Source organism: uncultured Mailhella sp. (assembly GCF_944324575.1).
Taxonomy (GTDB): Bacteria; Desulfobacterota; Desulfovibrionia; order Desulfovibrionales; family Desulfovibrionaceae; genus Mailhella.
In genome coordinates, this window is record NZ_CALUWV010000026.1 from 1 (window position 1) to 18,812 (window position 18,812).

General features: G+C 62.6%; 16 protein-coding genes. All 16 read left to right on the forward strand.

Features of this window, described 5'->3' with window-relative positions:
• A partial coding sequence (locus tag Q0J81_RS04920; RefSeq protein ID WP_294446339.1) for a PASTA domain-containing protein occupies window positions 1–269 on the forward strand: 269 nt, incomplete at its 5' end.
• A gap of 4 nt (window positions 270–273) precedes the next feature.
• Complete coding sequence (locus Q0J81_RS04925) at window positions 274–1,788, forward strand: UDP-N-acetylmuramoyl-L-alanyl-D-glutamate--2,6-diaminopimelate ligase (RefSeq protein WP_294446340.1); 1,515 nt, start codon at window positions 274–276, stop codon at window positions 1,786–1,788.
• Window positions 1,788–3,182, forward strand: coding sequence for a UDP-N-acetylmuramoyl-tripeptide--D-alanyl-D-alanine ligase (gene murF / locus Q0J81_RS04930; protein ID WP_294446366.1), 1,395 nt, complete (start codon window positions 1,788–1,790; stop codon window positions 3,180–3,182). Before Q0J81_RS04925 ends, murF begins: the two co-directional genes overlap by 1 nt.
• Entirely contained in the window at window positions 3,172–4,254 is a 1,083-nt protein-coding gene (mraY, locus tag Q0J81_RS04935; protein ID WP_294446341.1) for a phospho-N-acetylmuramoyl-pentapeptide-transferase, read from the forward strand. Before murF ends, mraY begins: the two co-directional genes overlap by 11 nt.
• Window positions 4,255–4,265: 11 nt before the next feature.
• Window positions 4,266–5,585 carry a UDP-N-acetylmuramoyl-L-alanine--D-glutamate ligase gene (gene murD, locus Q0J81_RS04940; RefSeq protein ID WP_294446342.1) on the forward strand — a complete coding sequence of 440 codons (1,320 nt, stop codon included), beginning with the start codon at window positions 4,266–4,268 and terminating at the stop codon, window positions 5,583–5,585.
• On the forward strand, window positions 5,582–6,712 hold the full coding sequence (gene ftsW, locus Q0J81_RS04945; protein ID WP_294446343.1) for a putative lipid II flippase FtsW: 1,131 nt from the start codon (window positions 5,582–5,584) through the stop codon (window positions 6,710–6,712). The genes murD and ftsW overlap by 4 nt, the downstream gene beginning before the upstream one ends.
• 2 nt (window positions 6,713–6,714) lie before the next feature.
• Entirely contained in the window at window positions 6,715–7,833 is a 1,119-nt protein-coding gene (murG, locus tag Q0J81_RS04950; protein WP_294446344.1) for an undecaprenyldiphospho-muramoylpentapeptide beta-N-acetylglucosaminyltransferase, read from the forward strand.
• 12 nt (window positions 7,834–7,845) lie between these two features.
• Window positions 7,846–9,231 (forward strand): UDP-N-acetylmuramate--L-alanine ligase, encoded by a 1,386-nt coding sequence (murC, locus tag Q0J81_RS04955; RefSeq protein ID WP_294446345.1) that lies wholly within the window; start codon window positions 7,846–7,848, stop codon window positions 9,229–9,231.
• Complete coding sequence (locus Q0J81_RS04960) at window positions 9,228–10,163, forward strand: FAD-binding protein (protein WP_294446346.1); 936 nt, start codon at window positions 9,228–9,230, stop codon at window positions 10,161–10,163. The genes murC and Q0J81_RS04960 overlap by 4 nt, the downstream gene beginning before the upstream one ends.
• Entirely contained in the window at window positions 10,151–11,074 is a 924-nt protein-coding gene (locus Q0J81_RS04965) for an FtsQ-type POTRA domain-containing protein (protein ID WP_294446348.1), read from the forward strand. Before Q0J81_RS04960 ends, Q0J81_RS04965 begins: the two co-directional genes overlap by 13 nt.
• A gap of 176 nt (window positions 11,075–11,250) precedes the next feature.
• The gene (gene ftsA / locus Q0J81_RS04970; protein WP_294446350.1) at window positions 11,251–12,501 is read left to right on the forward strand and encodes a cell division protein FtsA; all 1,251 of its coding nucleotides are present in this window, start codon (window positions 11,251–11,253) and stop codon (window positions 12,499–12,501) included.
• Between the two features lie 28 nt (window positions 12,502–12,529).
• Window positions 12,530–13,783 carry a cell division protein FtsZ gene (ftsZ, locus tag Q0J81_RS04975; protein WP_294446352.1) on the forward strand — a complete coding sequence of 418 codons (1,254 nt, stop codon included), beginning with the start codon at window positions 12,530–12,532 and terminating at the stop codon, window positions 13,781–13,783.
• A gap of 509 nt (window positions 13,784–14,292) precedes the next feature.
• Window positions 14,293–14,697 carry a rhodanese-like domain-containing protein gene (locus Q0J81_RS04980; RefSeq protein WP_294446354.1) on the forward strand — a complete coding sequence of 135 codons (405 nt, stop codon included), beginning with the start codon at window positions 14,293–14,295 and terminating at the stop codon, window positions 14,695–14,697.
• A 522-nt stretch (window positions 14,698–15,219) separates the two neighbouring features.
• Window positions 15,220–17,235: a proton-conducting transporter membrane subunit gene (locus tag Q0J81_RS04985; protein WP_294446355.1), complete on the forward strand. Its 2,016-nt coding sequence runs from the start codon at window positions 15,220–15,222 to the stop codon at window positions 17,233–17,235.
• The gene (locus Q0J81_RS04990) at window positions 17,235–18,164 is read left to right on the forward strand and encodes an NADH-quinone oxidoreductase subunit H (protein WP_294446356.1); all 930 of its coding nucleotides are present in this window, start codon (window positions 17,235–17,237) and stop codon (window positions 18,162–18,164) included. The genes Q0J81_RS04985 and Q0J81_RS04990 overlap by 1 nt, the downstream gene beginning before the upstream one ends.
• 3 nt (window positions 18,165–18,167) lie before the next feature.
• A complete protein-coding gene (locus tag Q0J81_RS04995; RefSeq protein ID WP_294446357.1) occupies window positions 18,168–18,812 on the forward strand; it encodes a hydrogenase-4 component E in 645 nt (214 codons plus the stop codon).

Below are 18,812 nucleotides of genomic sequence, written 5' to 3' on the forward strand. Positions count from 1 at the left end.
AGAAGGAGCGCGCACGCGCCCAGAAAATGGCAGGCAAGGTCATGGCCGACAACTCCCTGCTGCACAATCTCAGGGGACTCACTCTGCGCAAGACCATAGAAACCTGCGTGGCCCGCGGCATCATTCCCACCATGCAGGGCAGCGGAACCTTCGTGCTCCGGCAGAGTCCTCCCCCGGGAAGCCGCATTACCGACGACAGCACCTGCACCGTCTGGCTCACCGACACCCCACCCTTTTCCGAAGCGGAGACCCCCCCTTCAAAGGAGTAAGCCCATGCGCATAACCTCTGCCCAGCTCTGCGACGAACTTCGCAAGAAACTCCGCAACGTTCAGACCGATTCCCGCCTCGTCGCCGAAGGCGATGTCCTCGTGGCCCTTCCCCCCGCCGTTCCCGGAGAACGCAGCAAGACCGCAAGTCACATCCGCATGGCGCTGGAAAGAGGGGCATGGGCCATTGTGGCCTCCGCCCGCACCGTGGAAAGAATGAAGCTCAACCTGCGCGGCGACAGACAGCACGCCTGGCTTCTCGTGCCCGACGTGCGCGCGCAGCTCGGCGTACTTGCGGCCGCGCGCTTCGGCACGGAACATCTCGACATTCCCGTCATTGCGGTCACGGGAACCAACGGCAAGACCACGTGCGCCTATCTTCTGGAGCATCTGTACCGCGCAAAGGGCATACCGGTAGGCGTCATGGGCACCATAAGCTACCGCTGGCCCGGCCACGAGGAGCCCGCGCCCCTCACCACGCCGGACTGCCTCACGCTGCACCGCTCCCTTGCGGCCATGCGCGAGGCAGGAGCGAAGGCCGCCATCATGGAAGTGTCGTCCCACTCCATAGATCAGAAGCGCATCGCGGGCATCAACTTCAGCGCTGCGGCCTTCACCAATCTCACCCAGGATCATCTGGACTACCACAAGACCATGGAAAACTACTTTCTCGCCAAGCGCGCGCTCTTTGCCGACGCGCCGAAGAAGGACAAGGCCATGGTCATCAACAACGACGATCCCTACGGACACCGGCTGCTCGAGGAGTTTCCGCAGGCGCTCGGCACGGGTCTGCGCACGCCCCTTTCCGGACGTCCCTTCCTTCTGGCCGACGTGCGCCGGGCCGACACCGAGGGACTTTCGCTGCACTTCTACTGGCAGAAGGACCGGGAAAAGCGCGTGGACTGGGAAATGCACAGTCCCCTCATAGGCCTGCACAATGCGAGCAATCTTTCCACGGTGTGCGGCATCGCGCTTTCCCTGGGCTTTTCCACCGAGGATCTTTCCTGCCTTGAAGGCTTCATGGGAGTGCCCGGCCGTCTTGAACGCATTCCGGTGCCCGGCGCGGACAGGCCCTGGCTTCCCGGCGCGGGCACGGGCATCTTCGTGGACTACGCCCACACACCGGACGCGCTTGCCAACGTGCTCAGGACGCTCGTCCACGCCAGGTTCTCCCGCATCATCACGGTGTTCGGCTGCGGCGGCGACAGAGACCGCACCAAGCGCGCGCCCATGGGCAGGGCGGTGGCCGAGCTTTCCGACATCGCCATCGTCACGTCCGACAATCCGCGTACCGAAGATCCGGAACGCATCATCGACGACATCATGCCCGGACTCGAGGGCGCGAAGGAAGTGCACCGCGAAAGCGACCGCAAAAAGGCGCTCGAACTTGCGGTCAGCCTGCTCAGGCCGGGCGATGCCCTGCTCGTGGCGGGCAAGGGTCATGAAAACTATCAGATCATTGGAACGGTGAAGCATCACTTCAGTGATCAGGAAATACTCAAGGAGCTTGTCTCGTGCTGATGACGCTGGAGGAGGCCGCAAGGGCCGCCCATGCCAAGGTGCTGAACGCCGCCGACGTGACGCTGCGCGGCGCGGTTTCCGACAACCGTGAAGCAAAGGCCGGAGATCTTTTCGCGGCCATTGTCGGGGAACGCGCGGACGGACACAGCTTCGCCCGGGCCGCGGTTCAGGCCGGGGCCGCCGCCGTGCTTGCCGAGCGTGATCCCTTCGACGGCGAACATGCTGCTCCCGTGCTTGTCGTGGACAGCACGGTGCAGGCGCTCGGACGCATAGGCCATGCCTGGCGCGAACGCTTTGCCGGCCGCGTGGCGGGCATTACCGGCACGGCCGGCAAGACCACCACCAAGGAACTTCTCGCGCACATTCTTTCCATGCGCGGCAAGACAGCGAAGAACCGCATGAACCTGAACTCGCAGATAGGCATGCCCATGTCCATGATGGCGGCGGACGGCGACGAAACGTTCTGGGTCATGGAGGCGGGCATAAGCCATCCGAACGACATGGACGAGCTCGGAACGATCATGGAGCCCGATCTTGCCGTCATACTCAACGTAGGCCCGGGCCACTCGCTCGGTCTCGGGGGACGCGGCACGGCCTACTACAAGTCGCGCCTTCTTGCCCACGTCAAAAAGGGCGGTCAGGCCCTCGTGAGCGCGGATTATGAAGATCTCGTGCGCGAGGCGCGCAGCATCCGGCCCGACGCGGTGTTCTTTTCCACGCAGGGGCGCGCCGTGCCCTACCGTGCGGGCTATCTCGGGCTTGACGAAAACGGCCGGGGGAACTACCGTCTCTGGCTTGACGGCGAAGAGCTCGACGTCTCCTGCGCCCTTTCCGGCCCCTACGCCGCAGAAAACATCATTGCTGCGGCGGCTGCGGCCCGCCTGTTCGGACTCTCCTGTGAAGAGATACGAAAAGGCGTGGAAAGCGCGCCCTTCCCTGCCCAGCGCTTTACGCGGCACGACCTTGCCGACTGGATCGTCATCGACGACACCTACAACGCCAATCCTCTTTCCGCCGCACGCATGATCGAGGCCGCCGCAGAGCTTGCCAAGGGCAGAACGTTCGTCTGCGTCATGGGCGCCATGGGCGAGCTCGGCGACGTGGCGGAGACCGAACACCGCAGACTCGGCCGCACGCTGGCCGACTCCGGCTGCGCGGCCGTGTTCTGGACCGGCGACCATGCGGACGAGGTGAAGGAAGGACTTGCGGAGGAACGCTTTGCGGGATTCTTTGCCGAGGTGCCGCAGAGCGCGGACTTTCTGCCCGCGCTGCAACGATGGGAAGAGACCCGTCACGACGGCAAAAAAGGACTCGTACTCTTCAAGGGCTCCCGCGTCAACCGGATGGAGCGTCTCGTAACCCTCTTCATGGAACAGAAAAGCCATGCTCTATAACCTTCTCGTCCCCTTCAGTCAGGACGTTTCCCTGCTGAACGTCTTCCGCTACATCACGTTCCGTTCTGCGGGAGCGCTCATCTGCGCGCTGCTCTTCACCGTACTCACCGGGCCGTGGTTTCTCAAAAAGCTCACGGCCCTCAAGGTAGGACAGCCCATACTCTCCTACGTGCCCGAGCATCAGGCCAAGGCGGGCACGCCCACCATGGGCGGTCTGCTCATCATGGCGGGCGTCATCTTCTCCACGCTGCTGTGGGCCGATCTGTCCAACGTCTACATCTGGCTCACGCTGTTTGTGTTCGTGGGCTTCGGCGTGGTGGGCTTTGTGGACGACTACGCCAAAATACGCCACCATGAGAACAAGGGACTTTCTCCCCGCGCCAAAATGCTCGGCCTCATCGTGGTATCCGTGGCGGCCATAAGCCTGCTGCTCCTGGAACCGGCCTATTCCAGCCGTCTTTCCGTGCCCTTCTTCAAGCAGTTCATGCCCGATCTCGGCGTGTTCTACGTGGTCTTCGCCGTGGTGGTGCTCATCGCCTCCTCAAACGCCGTCAACCTCACCGACGGCCTCGACGGCCTTGCCATACTGCCGGCGGTCATGTGCTTCATGGTCTACGCCATCTTCATCTACGTGGCCGGCCACGCGAACTTCGCCGCCTATCTTCAGGTGCCCGCCGTGCCTGGCGTGGGCGAAGTCACGGTGCTCTGCTGCGCGCTCATGGGCGCGGGCCTCGGCTTTCTGTGGTTCAACTGCTTTCCCGCCCAGGTGTTCATGGGCGACGTGGGCTCGCTCAGTCTCGGCGGCGTGCTCGGCTTTCTTGCCGTGCTCTGCAAGCAGGAACTCATCCTCATCGTGGCGGGCGGCGTGTTCGTCATGGAAACCGTGTCCGTCATCATGCAGGTGGGCTTCTTCAAGGCCACGCACGGCAGGCGTCTTTTCCGCATGACGCCGCTGCATCATCATTTTCAGAAAGGAGAACATCCGCTGCCGGAATCCAAGATCATCGTCCGGTTCTGGATCATCTCCGTGCTTCTTGCCATCATCTCTCTTTCCGTTCTCAAACTGCGCTGAGGAATTCTGTCATGAGTGCCTTCCATCTTTCCCGCCGCTGCGTTGCGGTCATCGGCGCGGGCAGAAGCGGCCGCGCCGCCGTGCGTCTGCTGCACGAGCTCGGGGCAAACGTCCGCCTGCTGGAAAAAAAGCCGGAACAGATGCCTGCGGAATTTTCCGCGTGGCTGTCTGAAAACCACGTGCCCGTCTTCGGCGGGGAACACACGCCCGAATATTTTGAAGGCGTGGATCTCGTCATTCCGAGCCCTGCTGCGGCAAAGGCCGTCATAGAGCCTCTGCTGCCCGTGCGCACCGACGGCACGAAGGCGGAAATCATGGCCGAAACCGAGCTTGCCTGGCGTCTTCTTGAAAAGGAGCCCGTCATCGGCGTGACGGGCACAAGCGGCAAGACCACCACCACGAGCCTCACCGCCGCCATGCTCGAAGCGCACGGTCTGCGCGTGTTCACGGGCGGCAACATCGGCGTGCCGCTCTCGGAATACGTGCTTGCGAGGCGTCACGGCGAGCCCAGGGCCGACGTCATCGTGCTCGAGCTCTCAAGCTTCCAGCTTCAGACGTGCAGCACCCTGCATCCCCGCGTGGGCATACTGCTCAACATTTCCGAGAACCATCTCGACTTCCACAGGGACATGAAGGAATACACCGACGCCAAAATGCGCCTCTTCGCCCGGCAGACCGAGCACGACGTGGCCATTCTTCCGCCCTCGCTCTCGCATATTCCCGAAGCGTACGGCATGAAGGCCCGCATCGTCTATCTCACGCCCGGCGCGCGTCCCTTCCCCGATACCCGTCTCATCGGCACGCACAACCAGAGCAATGCCGAGGCCGCCTTCCTTGCCGCCTCGCTCTTCGACGTCACCCGTGAGGAGGCCGCCCGCGCCATGCGCGAGTTTGCGCCCATCGCCCACCGTCTGGAACACATTGCCGACATAGACGGCGTGCAGTACGTCAACGACTCGAAATGTACCACCATCGAGGCGCTCAGAGTGGCGCTCTGCGCCTTTGAGCGGCCCGTCGTGCTTCTTGCCGGCGGCAAGTTCAAGGGCGGCGACGTGGAAGGCATGCGTCCGCTTCTCAAAGAGCACGTGCGCGCCGTGGCGCTCTACGGCGCTTCGCGCGAGCACTTCGAGCCCGCATGGAAGGACGTTGTTCCCGTCACCTGGGACGCCACCATGGACGAGGCTCTCGCACGGGCCCGCACCCTGGCCCGGCCCGGCGACGCCGTGCTTCTTGCTCCCGCCACGTCGAGCTATGACCAGTACAGGAACTACATCGAGCGCGGCAACCACTTCCGCGACCTCGTCACCGCCATGCAGGAAGGAAAGGCATGAACCTGCGCAAGAAAAAACAGCCCGCGCCCGAGCCGGCGCTTCCGCCCGGGCCCGTGGACTGGTGGCTGCTCGCGCTGCTGCTTCTTCTTCTGTGCGTGGGGCTCGTGGCCGTGCTTTCCGCAAGCGGCCCCATCAGCCAGCGCACCTACAACGAGTCCTACCACTTCTTCCACCGTCAGCTTCAGACCATGCTGCTCGGCGGCGTCATCGTGGCGCTTCTGTGCTGGATTCCGCGCTCCTTCATCAACAGGCTGCACTACTGGGGCATTGCCGTGGTCATGGTGCTGCTCGTCCTGTGCCTGCTCATAGGTCCCAGAATCAACGGCGCTCAGCGCTGGATCGACTTCCATTTCATGATGGTGCAGCCCATGGAGTTCGCGCGCATCGCGCTCGTCATGTACCTTGCGTACTTCATGAGCTCCAAGCAGGCCATGATTCGGGAGTTCAGCCGCGGCCTTCTGCCGCCCACGCTCATCACCCTTCTCATATGCGTGCTGCTCGTGCTTCAGCCAGACCTCGGCGGCACCATCATCATGCTGGCCATTCTGTTCTTCATGTGTCTCGGCGGCGGCACGCGCGGCGGCTACCTCGTCATGGTGCTCATTCTTGCGGCCGTGCTGGTCGTGGCCCTCATCATCGTGGAGCCCTACCGCTGGGCCCGCCTGACCGCCTATCTCGAACCCTTTGCCAACGCGCAGGGCTCGGGCTATCAGATCGTGCAGAGCCTGCTTGCCCTGGGCAGCGGCGGCATTTTCGGCGTGGGACTCGGCGGCAGCATACAGAAGACCGTGTACCTGCCCGAAGCCCACAACGACTTCATCATGTCCATCATCGGCGAGGAAACGGGCTTTGTGGGCATCACCGTGGTCATGGTGCTGTTTGCGCTCTTCTTCTATCGCTGCTATCGTGTGGTGCTCGGTCAGCGGAATCTCAGGGACAGACTTTCCGCCTACGGCCTCACCCTGGTCATCGCCCTGAGCTTTCTGCTCAACATGGCCGTCATCTTAGGCAACGTTCCTCCCACGGGCATCGCCATGCCCTTCATCAGCTACGGCGGCAGCAGCCTGCTCGCGAACATGATATGCGCGGGGCTTCTGCTCAACTATTCTCGAACCGCGCGGGAGTAAGCATGGCCCTTCGCATCATCATCACCACCGGAGGCACCGGCGGACACATCTTCCCCGCCCTTGCCGTCATCGAGGCGCTCAGGAAGCGCCGACCCGACATCGAGATCCTTTTCGTGGGCGGCGAATACGGCCCTGAACGGGACATCGTGCAGCGCGCGGGCGTTTCCTTTGAAGGACTGCCCGTCCGCGGCTTCATCGGCCGCGGGCCCAAAGCCGTCGCGGCCATGTTTGCCATGGCCGCGGGCATCGTGCGGGCCATGGGCATCGTGCGCCGCTTTTCGCCCGACGCCGTCATGGGCTTCGGCGGCTACGCGGCCTTCGCCTCCGTGTTTGCGGCCCGCCTCATGGGCCGCCCCTGCGCCCTGCACGAGCAGAACGCCATAGCGGGCGCGGCCAACCGCATCCTCGGAAAAATGGTGAAGCGCGTGTGCCTTTCCTGGAATCAGCCCGCGGTGGGCGCAAGCTTCCCGCACGAGGTGTGCGTGCTCACGGGCAACCCCATACGCGCCGGCATCGCCGCGCTCGGCTCCATGCACCGCGCGCATGAGGGCGCGCCGCGCCTTCTTGTCATGGGAGGCTCGCAGGGGGCCCGCGCCATCAACAACATGGTCGTGTCCATGCTGCCCGCCCTGCGGGAAGCAGGCGTGGACATTCTGCATCAGACCGGCGCGAACGAGTATGAAAGCGTGCGCCGCGGCTATCTTGACGCGGGCGTTTCCGAAGAGGAGACCGACCGCATCGTGCATCCCTTCATTCACGACATGGCGAAGGCCTACGCGGAATGCGACCTTGCGCTGTGCCGCGCGGGAGCCACCAGCATGGCGGAGCTTGCCGCCACGGGCACGCCCGCGGTATTCATCCCCTTCCCCTACGCCGCGCACGACCATCAGACGAGCAACGCCCGCGCCATGGAAGAAGCGGGCGGCGGCATCCTTCTGCCGCAGAAAAAGGCCGAAGCCATGGCGGCGGACGGCTCTCTTGCGCCCATGCTCATCGAGCTTCTGAAGGACGGACGTCGTCTTGAGGCCATGCGCCAGGGCGCGCTCTCCCTGGCCCGTCCCGACGCGGCAGATGCTGTGGCCACGGAACTTCTGGCCCTTGCGGGCGACAACTCCAAATAATTCGAGTCATTCATGAACAACAAGATTCGCGCCATACACATGATAGGCATCGGCGGTTCCGGCATGAGCGGCATTGCCGAAGTGCTTCTCAACCTGGGCTACACCGTCCACGGTTCCGACCTTGCAAACAGCGCCACGGTGCAGCGGCTGCGCAGCCTCGGGGCCGTCATCCATCTGGGGCACGCCGCCGAAAATCTCGGCGACGCACAGGTGGTCGTGCGCTCCTCGGCCGTTTCCGACTACAATCCCGAAGTGCAGGCCGCAAAGGAACGCGGCATTCCCGTCATTCCCCGTGCGGAAATGCTGGCCGAGCTCATGCGCCTGCGCACGGGCATCGCCGTGGCGGGCACGCACGGCAAGACCACCACGACGTCCCTCACCGCGTCCATCTTCGACGCCGCGGGCCTCGACCCCACGGTCATCATCGGCGGTCTGCTCAACGCCTACCGCGCCAACGGACATCTCGGGCAGGGAGAATACCTCATCGCCGAGTCCGACGAGTCCGACGGCTCCTTCCTGTGCCTTTTTCCCATCATCAACGTGGTCACCAACGTGGACTACGACCACATCGACCATTACGGCACGCAGGAGGCCATAGACGACGCCTTCGTGGCCTTCATGAACAAGGTGCCCTTCTACGGCATGAACGTCATCTGTGCCGACGACCCGGGCGTGCGCCGTCTTATTCCCCGCATCAAGCGTCCGTTCCTCACCTACGGCTTCGGACGCGACTGCCGCATCCGCGGCGAAATCATCGAATGCGATGCCGTGAACCGCTTCGACGTATGGCTGAGGGGCCGCGACGGTCAGGAGAGAAAGATTCTTGAAAACGTCACGCTCTCGCAGCCCGGCCGCCACAACATTCTGAACGCGCTCGCCGCCATAGGCGTGGCGCTTCAGGCGGGCATCGCGCCCGAGAAGTGCGCGGAAGGCCTTGCTTCCTTCTCCGGCGTGGGTCGCCGCTTCGAGCTCAAGGGCGAAAAGAACGGCATCACGATCATCGACGACTACGGTCACCATCCCACGGAAATTCAGGCCACCATACGCACGGCCCGTCAGGTCTTTCCGGGACGCCGCCTCGTCATGGTGTTCCAGCCGCACCGCTTTTCCCGCACGCAGGCGCTGTTCGGCGAGTTCTGTCAGACCTTCGGCAACGTGGACAAGCTGTATCTCACGGAAATCTATCCTGCGAGCGAAGCGCCCATTCCGGGCGTGAACGGCGTGAACCTCGCGCTCGGCATCCGTCAGTTCTCGAAAACCGACGTATGCTACAAACCCAATTTCGACGAGGTGGTGGAAGCGCTCAAGACCGACCTTCGTCCCGGCGACGTGCTCATCACCCAGGGCGCGGGCAGCGTGACCACCGTGGGGCCCCGGGTGCTGGAGAACATGGCGTGAGAATCATCGACAGACCTGCCCTCGCTCCGCTCACGACGCTCGGCCTGGGCGGCCGCGCCCTTGCGGAAATACGTCTGGAGAGCCCGGACGACTGCCTGCGCCTTGCCGACGTTCTTGCCGGACAGTCGGACGTGCGCATTCTCGGCGGCGGGAGCAATCTGCTCGTGCACGACGGCGATCTGCCGTTTGTCGTGCTGCGTCCGCTCTTCGGGGCGAAAGGACCGGAAGGAGGAGCGGCGGAGCCTGAAATTCTCGGCGAAGAAGACGGCCCCGACGGCCCGCGCACGCTCATTCGTGCGGGAGCGGGCATGAGGGTGCCGCATCTTCTCTCCTGGTGCGCCGCGCGAGACCTTGCGGGACTCGAAGGTCTCGTGGGCGTGCCCGGCAGATTGGGCGGAGCCGTGGCCATGAATGCCGGGGCCTACGGATGCAGCACCGCGCCGCTCATGCGTTCGCTCGACGTGTTCACGCCGGAAAAGGGACTTCACACGCTCTCGCCCGAAGGATGGAAGGCGAGCTACCGGCATTTCTCCCTTGTCGAGGACTCTTTGTGGTACATGAGCGTGTCCGTGGTGCTGTCCCTTCGCCGGGCCGCCCCCGGCAGCGTGCGCGCCGCCGTCAGGGAAAACTTCACGCGCAAGAAGAGCGGCCAGCCCGTGCACGAGCACACGGCAGGCTGCGTGTTCCAGAATCCCGAAGGCATCTCTGCCGGAAAGCTGCTGGATGAGGCGGGCATGAAGGGCAAAAGGCGCGGAGCCATGTATTTTTCTCCCATGCACGCGAACTTTCTCGTGCACGACATGAAGTGCGGCCTGCCGGGCAGAAGCGACGATGCGCTCTCCCTCATTCATGAGGCGCAGAAGGCCGTGTTTGAGAAGTTCGGCGTCCGTCTTGCCATGGAAGTAAAGGAGTGGTCGTCATGTCCCTGCTAGGCGGCGGCCGCTCGCGGCGCAATTCCTATTCGCAGCGGCGCAAGAGCGCCACGGAAGCGCCCTCGCGTTCCCGCAAATCCGGCGTGAACCGCAAAAAGAGCATGGAACGGCCGAAAAAGACGAAACGCCGGTCCGGCATAAGCCTTCCGTCCCTCCACGTGAGTTCCCGCGGCGTGTTTCTCGTGCTTCGCGGGCTGCTCGCCCTTGCCCTCGTGGGACTTTTCTTCCTCGGCGCGGGCATCGGTCTCGTCAAGGCCTACAACTTCTGCACCACAAGCAGGTATTTTGCCATCACGAGCATAGAGGTCACGGGCAACTCGCAGGTGAAGACCGAAGACATTCTTGCCGTCTGCGGTCTGCGCAAGGGCGAAAACAGCCTGCTCGTCAACGTGCACAAGGCCGAACAGAAGCTCGTGGACAACCCGTGGATCGAAAACGTGTCCATACGTCGTTCCCTGCCCGGCTCGTTCACCATCACGGTCAAGGAACGCGTGCCGCTCTTCTGCGCGCGAAAGGACAACACGCTCTACTACGTGAACGCGAAAGGAGAAATCATCGCGCCAGTTTCCACCAGCAACTTCCGCTCCCTTCCCGTGCTGGAAATCGGCCCCGGCGGCGACGAAGCTCTGCCCCTGGTGGCTGAATTCGTGGAAGAATTCAAACACGCGGGTTTTCCCTTTGACATCTCCCAGATTTCATGGATACGATTGAGTGCAGGCGGAGGCTTCGAACTTTACTGGGAAACCCGAAGACTTCGTCTGAGCATAGGCGTCGAGAACTGGAAGGACAATCTCCGGCGCATAGCTTCGGTGGTTACGGACATTGAAAAAAGGAAGGAAACCGTCATGGTCACCAGCATCCGCGCGGCCGACGGCCAGGTGTGGATGACGAAGGCCACAGAGCAGGAATAGCCCATTTTCCCCTCTAAAGACGCGCGCCTTTTCAAGGCCCGCAACGCCTTGCGGCAGACTGGTTATCCGGCAAAAAAATGCTGGACAATTCGTCATTTTTGTGCTGCTTTTTTCAAGTCCATATTTAATGAGGCATCTCCTTTCACAGGTATGCTCAGGTCATGGGGAGCTTATCAATGCCAAAATCCGAACTTATCGTCGGCCTTGACATAGGCACGACAAAAATCTGCGCCGTTGTCGGCGAACCCTCCGAAAACGGAATAGATATCATCGGGATAGGCACGAGTCCCTCCAATGGTCTGCGCAAGGGCGTGGTGGTCAACATCGACCAGACGGTTCAGTCCATACGCAAGGCCGTGGAAGAGGCCGAACTCATGGCCGGCTGCGAGATCAAGTCGGTGTATGCCGGCATTGCGGGCAGCCACATCAAGGGCGTGAACAGTCACGGCGTCATCGCCATCAAGGGCGGCGGCGAAGTGACGCAGCACGACGTGGACCGCGTGCTCGACGCGGCCAAGGCCGTGGCCATTCCCATGGACCGCGAAGTCATCCACATTCTGCCTCAGGGCTACATCGTGGACGAACAGCGCGGCATCGCCAATCCCATCGGCATGTCCGGCGTGCGCCTCGAGGCCAACGTGCACATCGTCACGGGTGCGGTCACCTCGGCACAGAACATCATCCGCTCCTGCAACAGGAGCGATCTCGACGTGTCCGACATCGTGCTCGAGTCTCTCGCCTCCTCCAAGTCCGTGCTCACGGAAGAGGAACGGGAAATCGGCGTGGCCATCGTGGACATCGGCGGCGGCACGAGCGACATCGCCATTTTTGCCAACAACGCCATCAAGCATACCGGCGCCGTTGCCCTCGGCGGCAACAATCTCACGAACGACATCGCCTTCGGCCTGCGCACTTCCATTTCCGCGGCCGACAAAATAAAAATCAAATACGGCTGCGCCCTCACCGACATGGTCCGTCCCGACGAGACCATCGAAGTGCCGGGCGTCGGCGGACGGCCTTCCCGCACGGTGGAACGCCGCGTTCTTGCTGAAATCTGCGAACCCCGCATGGAAGAAATCCTTGCGCTTGTGTATCAGGAGCTGGAACATTCCGGGCTCAAGCGCCAGCTCGGCGCGGGCGTCGTTCTCACGGGCGGCGCGGCTCTCATTCCCGGCTGTGCGGAACTTGCGGAAGAAATCTTTCAGCTCCCCACGAGGCTGGGCTATCCCCGCAACGTGGGCGGCCTGAAGGACGTCATCAACAACCCCAAGTTCGCCACGGCCGTAGGCCTGCTTTTCTATGGGGCGGAAAAAGAAAACGAGGAAGCCCCCGTCCGCTTTGCGAACGCTCCCTCTTCCGCCGCCGAATCCAGCCTGTTCCACGGGGTGTGGGAACGCATGAAGCGCTGGTTCGGAGATATTCGTTAATCTGTCGAACACCCGGAGACATGCTATTATGGACGATATGGTTCCCGATACAGAACAGGCCGCAAAAATCAAGGTCATAGGCGTGGGCGGCGGCGGCGGAAACGCCGTGCAGAACATGATCAACTCACGCCTCGAAGGCGTGTCCTTCATCTGCGCCAACACCGACATGCAGGCGCTCTCGCGCTCCCTTGCCGAAGAGCACATCCAGCTCGGCAAGGAACTCACGAGAGGTCTCGGCGCCGGCGCCAAGCCCGAAGTGGGCCAGGCCGCCGCAGAAGAGAGCGTGGAGGACATCCGCAAGGTCATCGACGGCGCGGACATGGTCTTCGTCACCGCCGGCATGGGCGGCGGCACCGGTACCGGTGCGGCTCCCGTCATTGCCAAGGTGGCCAAGGAAAAGGGCGTGCTCACCGTGGGCGTGGTCACCAAGCCCTTCCGTTTTGAAGGCGAAAAGCGCATGAAGGCCGCGCTCAAGGGCATTGAAGAGCTCAAGCAGCACGTCGACAGTCTGGTCATCATTCCCAACGACCGTCTGCTCGCCATCGCGCCCAAGAACGCCAAGGTGACGGAAATGCTCAAGAAGGCCGACGACGTGCTCTATGATGCCGTGCGCGGCGTGACCGACCTCATCACCAAGCCCGGCCTCATCAACGCCGACTTCGCCGACGTGCGCACCGTCATGAGTCGTCAGGGCATGGCCCTCATGGGCGAAGGCCGCGCCTCGGGCGACAACCGCGCCCTCGACGCCGCCAAGCGCGCCATCACGAGCCCGCTTCTGGAAGACCTTTCCATCACCGGCTGCAAGGCCATGCTGGTCAACATCACCGCCAATGAAGACATCGGCATGGATGAATTCAGCTCCGCCGCGTCCTACATTGAAGAGGCGGCCCGCGGGCCCAACGGCGAAGATCCCGAAATCGTGGTGGCCATGTCGCTGGACGAAAGCTGCGGCGAGGAAATACGCATCACCGTCATTGCCACGGGCATCGAGCCAGAGGCCGAAAAGCCGAACAAGTCCACCCCCGGCACCGTGGTCACCATGAACGCCGGCCACGAACAGAACGTGCCCCCCGTGGTTCAGGGCTACCGGCAGCGCCACGTGCGCGACCCGCACGAAATCCTCTCCCGTCCCAAGCTCTACAGCGAATACCCGCAGGATGATACCGACGTTCCCGCCTACCTGCGCTACCAGGATCGGGCAAAGCAGTATCAGGAGCCCGCTGAAGACTTCACCATAGAGGAAGACGACAGCCCAGCCTACCTGCGCAAGCAGAATCACTGATGCAAAGCCTCCGGCAAAAGCCGGAGGCTTTTTTATAAGGAAGACGCAGGAATGCGGGGGAAGGGGGAGCCCCTTTTGAAAAAGGGACTCCCCCTTCCCCCGCACCCCCATCCCGCTCTCCAAAACGTTTCATCAGAAAAGATGGCGGGCCACAGCAGAGCCGCAACATATCCTCTTTGTCGTGATGTTCCCCGTACCGTTCCTGCATCTTTTCCCAAAAGCACGGCAACGCTCCGCAGCGCTCTGTCACTGTTCCGTTCAAATCGCAAAACAGAACGCCCGTTGCATGGTCGAGATAACGCCAAAAGTCGGAAAGAATATGTTACATTGCCTGAAAATCCGCGTCATGCAAGGCGCGGCGTGTCCATGAGGGGCAAACCGTGCGCCAGGGCACTTGCCCGGGCAGAAAAAGTCCGGCATAGGGAACGCAGATTGCCGGAACGATTCCGGCAAAACCCCAAAACCTCAACGTGTTACCAGGACGGCTCCGCCGTCTTCAAGGAGAAACCATGAAACTTTCCCACCTGGGCGCATCGCTTCTTCTTGCCCTCACGCTTCTCGTCGCCCCCTGCCTTGCCGCAGACCTGCCCGCCTCCGGCAGTCTCACCCCGGCGCAGACCACGGAACTGTACGCCGATCTCAAGGATGACGGCCTCGTCGTTCTCGACGTGAGAACGGAAGCGGAATTTGCCGACGGCCACGTGAAAGGCGCACTCAACATTCCCGTGGATGAACTCAAGTCCCGCATTCAGGAAGTGCCTGAGGGCAAGCCCATGCTCATCCTCTGCCGCTCCGGCCATCGCGCCTCCATCGCCTTCGACATTCTGAGCAAACTGGGCCGTTCCACCGATCAGGTCTGGTATCTCACGGGCTACACCGACTACTCCACGGGCGCGCCGCGCTTTTACCGGTAAAAGACCGGCATGTTCACGGGAACGCCCCCTGCGCGCCTCCGCACGGCAGCAGGTCGAAGCCCGTTTTCGGATAATATCGCGCCGCTCTGAAAAGGGCCCTGCGCGTTGCCTGTCTCAGAACAAAAGCCCCGTTCCGCATGCCTCTCCCCTGGCCTGCGGAACGGTTTTCGTTAAAAAAACGATCGACGCCCCACATTTCCTTCAAAGGCGCCCCTGACGCGCTCAAAAAGCGCCGCAACAAGCCTTCGTTCCGCCGTTTCCGCCGAGTCGTTCGTCACTTCCGCCTGATTTTTCTGAAAAAAGCGCCGGAACCCAGAACTTCCGGTTCTCCGCGCTTCCGCGCTCTTCCCGGAAAAAACGGAAGAGTGATCCCCTTTTCCCGGGACTTCGTTCCTTGTCTCGCTTCATGTTTCGGCAAAATTCCCCTTTCTTCTTCTTGCGTTTTGGCCGCAACGGGTCTAACGTCTGAGCGCCTTTTTGCCTTTTTCCTGCGGGCATACCACGTTTACGCACGGGGATGTTATGGATACCTTTCTTCTCGCCCTTCTGCTTATGGCGGCGGGCGCTCTGCTTACCGGTGTCGTCGCGCTCAGGCCGGTAAGCCACGCCACCAACCGGACGGCCAACTTCATTGGTCCGGCCAGCGCTGCCGCGGCCTGTCTTCTGGGCGTGTACGGACTGTTTTCCGGCGGCTGGAGCAGCGCGGAAAGCTTCATGCTGCCGTGGGGACTGCCCTTCGGCGCGTTCGCGCTGGGGCTCGACCCTCTTTCACGCCTCTTTCTGCTGCCCGTGTTCGCTCTGGGCTTCACCTGCGCGCTTGCAGGCTGCATTTCCCTGCGCCACAGCGATCCGGCCGAGCACAATCTCGGGGCGCACTGGCTGTTCTATCTGCTGCTTCTTCTGGGCATGACCTGCGTGATGACGGCGCGCGACGCGCTCTTCTTCATGCTCTCCTGGGAAATCATGTCCCTCTCGCCCTTCTTCCTCATCGACTTCAACGACCGCGACAGGGCCGTGCAGGACGCCTCGTGGGTGTACCTTGTGGCTGCCCATCTCGGCGCGGTTCTGCTCATCGCCTTCTTCGCCCTGCTCTGGCAGGAGTGCGACTCCACGCTCTTTTCGGCCATGGCCGTCAAGGCTCCCGTTCACGGCACGGCGCTTTTTCTTCTGGCGCTTCTGGGCTTCGGAGCCAAGGCCGGCCTTGCGCCCCTGCACGTCTGGCTTCCCGAAGCGCATCCCGCCGCGCCGAGCCACGTTTCCGCCCTGCTCTCCGGAGCCATGCTGAACGCCGGTCTCTACGGCATCATCCGTTCTCTGGACTTCTTCGGTCCGGCGCATGAAATGCCCGGCTGGTGGGGCTGGCTGCTCATGGCGGCAGGCATGCTCACCGCGCTCATGGGCATTCTGAAGGCCCTCGCTCAGAGCAACCTGAAGCGCCTGCTCGCCTACTCCAGCGTGGAGAACATGGGCCTCATGGTCATGGGCGCAGGCATAGGTCTTGTGGGCATCCACACGGGCAGCGCCTGGACCGCGGCCCTCGGCTTTGCCGGATGCCTTTTCCATATGCTCAATCATTCCGCCTTCAAAGGCCTGCTCTTTCTGTGTGCGGGCGAAGTGCTGCACGCCACAGGCACCGTGGACATGACAAAGCTCGGCGGCATTCAGCAGCGCATGCCCATGCTCGGCGTGCTCTTCGCCCTCGGTGCGGCCTCCATCGCCTGCCTGCCGCCCTTCAACGGCTTTGCCGGCGAATTCGTGCTCTCCCTTTCCATGCTGCGCTCTCTGGAGCTGCCCGGCATGGAACAGAAAATAGCCATGCTCGCCTGTCTCACCGGCCTCATGCTCACGAGCGGCCTTTCCGCCGCCGTGTACGCCAAGGCCTACGGCATGACATTCCTCGGTCAGGCCAGAACCGATGCCGCGGCACATCTTCATGCCCCGCAGAACCGCTTTCTGCTGCCTCTCGTCATTCCTGCGGCGGCCTGCGTGCTCGGCGGTCTCTTCGCGCCCTGGGCCTTCAGCATGGTTCAGCCCACGCTGGACTTCATTCCCGTCATGCACGCGGGACTCATCACGCCCGCCGCAGGCGTCATAAGCTCCACGGAAAGCCTGCTCGCCAGAATTTCCCTCATCGGCGGCGCGGCCCTGGCGCTCGTCGTGCTCTTCGCGCTCATCCGCCGTGCCCTGCTCGCACGCCGAGGAATACGGCGCGGCCCCGTGTGGGGCTGCGGCTACCAGTACGGAACGCCCCGCATCCAGTATTCGCCTGCCTCCTTCGTGGAACCCGCCGCCCGCATCTTCGGAGGCGTCATGGGAACCACGGTGAAAACCGAAAAGCCCGCAGGACTCTTCCCCGCCCCCGTCAGGCTCGACGTGGATGCCCCGGACGTGGTGCGCGGCCGCTTCTACGCGCCGCTCTTCCAGCTCATGGAAAAAGGCTGCAACGCGCTCAAGATTCTGCAGAACGGCCTCGTGAACATGTATATTCTCTATATCCTCGTCACGCTGGTGGCCCTTCTCATCTGGGGGATAGCATAATGAACGACTGGCTCTATCTTGTCGAATTCCTCCTTGTCCTTCTGCTCGCGCCGCTGGCCTCGGGCGTCATCAACCGCGTGAAGGCCATGTTTGCCGGACGTCACGGCAAGCCGCTGCTCCAGCTCTACTACGACATCTTCAAGCTTCTGCGCAAAGGAGAAGTTCTCGGCGAAAACGTCACCTGGGTGTTCTCCGCCGGGCCCGTCATCGCCATGGTCTCATCCATGGCGGCCCTCGCCCTGCTGCCCCTCGGCGGCGTGTCCTCGCCCCTCGCGTTTCAGGGCGACTTCATCCTCTGCGCCTACCTTCTCGGCATGGGGCGCTTCGCCACCATTCTTGCCGCGCTCGACACGGGCTCTCCCTTCGAGGGCATGGGCGCAAGCCGCGAAGCTCTTCTCGGAGCCCTCGGCGAGCCTGTGCTCTTTCTTGCTCTGCTTGCCCTCATCACCACGGCCGAAAGCCTCGGCGTGCCGAAGGAACTCTCGCTCTCCACGCTGTTCAACGGCTTTTCCCCTCAGGCCTGGCTGAGCGGACGCCCTGAACTCGTCATGCTCATCTTCGTCATGGGCGTGCTGCTGCTCATGGAAAACTGCCGCATTCCCGTGGACGATCCCACCACGCACCTCGAGCTCACCATGATCCACGAAGTCATGATACTCGATCACTCCGGCCCCTCTCTGGCCTTCGTGGAATACGGAGCTGCCCTCAAGCTGTGGCTCTTCTCCTCGCTGCTCACGGGCCTCGTCCTTCCGGCCATGCCCGTGTGGGCGTATACGCTCTCATCGCTTCTCGGCGTATTCTTCTGCGCCGCGCTCGTGGGCGTCATCGAGTCCGTCATGGCGCGCCTGCGCATGCACGTGGTTCCCGCACTTGCGGGCCTGGCCGGTTCCGTGGCCGCCTTCGTTCTCATTCTGACCCTGGTTCGGTAGCCTATGTCATCGCTCTTCCAGTTCGTCATTCTTCTGCTGCTCGTCACCGACCTCATCATGCTCTGGTCGGGGCGCATACTCATGCTCATACGTCTTTCCGCCGTGCAGGGCGTGCTGCTCGCCGCGCTGCTGCTTCTGCCCGTGAACGGCGCGCTCGACGCGGAACACGTGTTTCTTGCCGCGGCGGTCTTCGCGCTCAAGGGCGTGGGCTTTCCCGTGTTTCTGCGTCACGTCTGCCACAAGCTCGGCATCGAACCCATGGTGCGCCCGCGCCTCGGCCGCATGTATCCGCTGGCCGCCGGCCTTGCGGGTCTTGCCTTTTCGCTGTGGCTGGAAGGCCGCATTCCGGCCGTGACCGACCTCTTTCCGCCGCTGCTCTTCCCCGTGGCCCTCACCACGCTGTTCTGCGGCCTCATTCTCGTGGTGGGCTGCGCCAAGGCGCTCGCCCAGGTCACAGGCTACCTCGTGGTGGAAAACGGCATATTCATCCTCGGCATTCCGCTCATGACCGAAGGTTCGGTATGGTTCGAGCTCAGCATTCTGCTCGACGTGTTCGCCGCCGTCTTCGTCATGGCCATTGCCATCAACCACATAAGCAGCGCGTTCGACTCCATCGACGTGGCGCGCTTCCGCAACCTGAGGGACTGA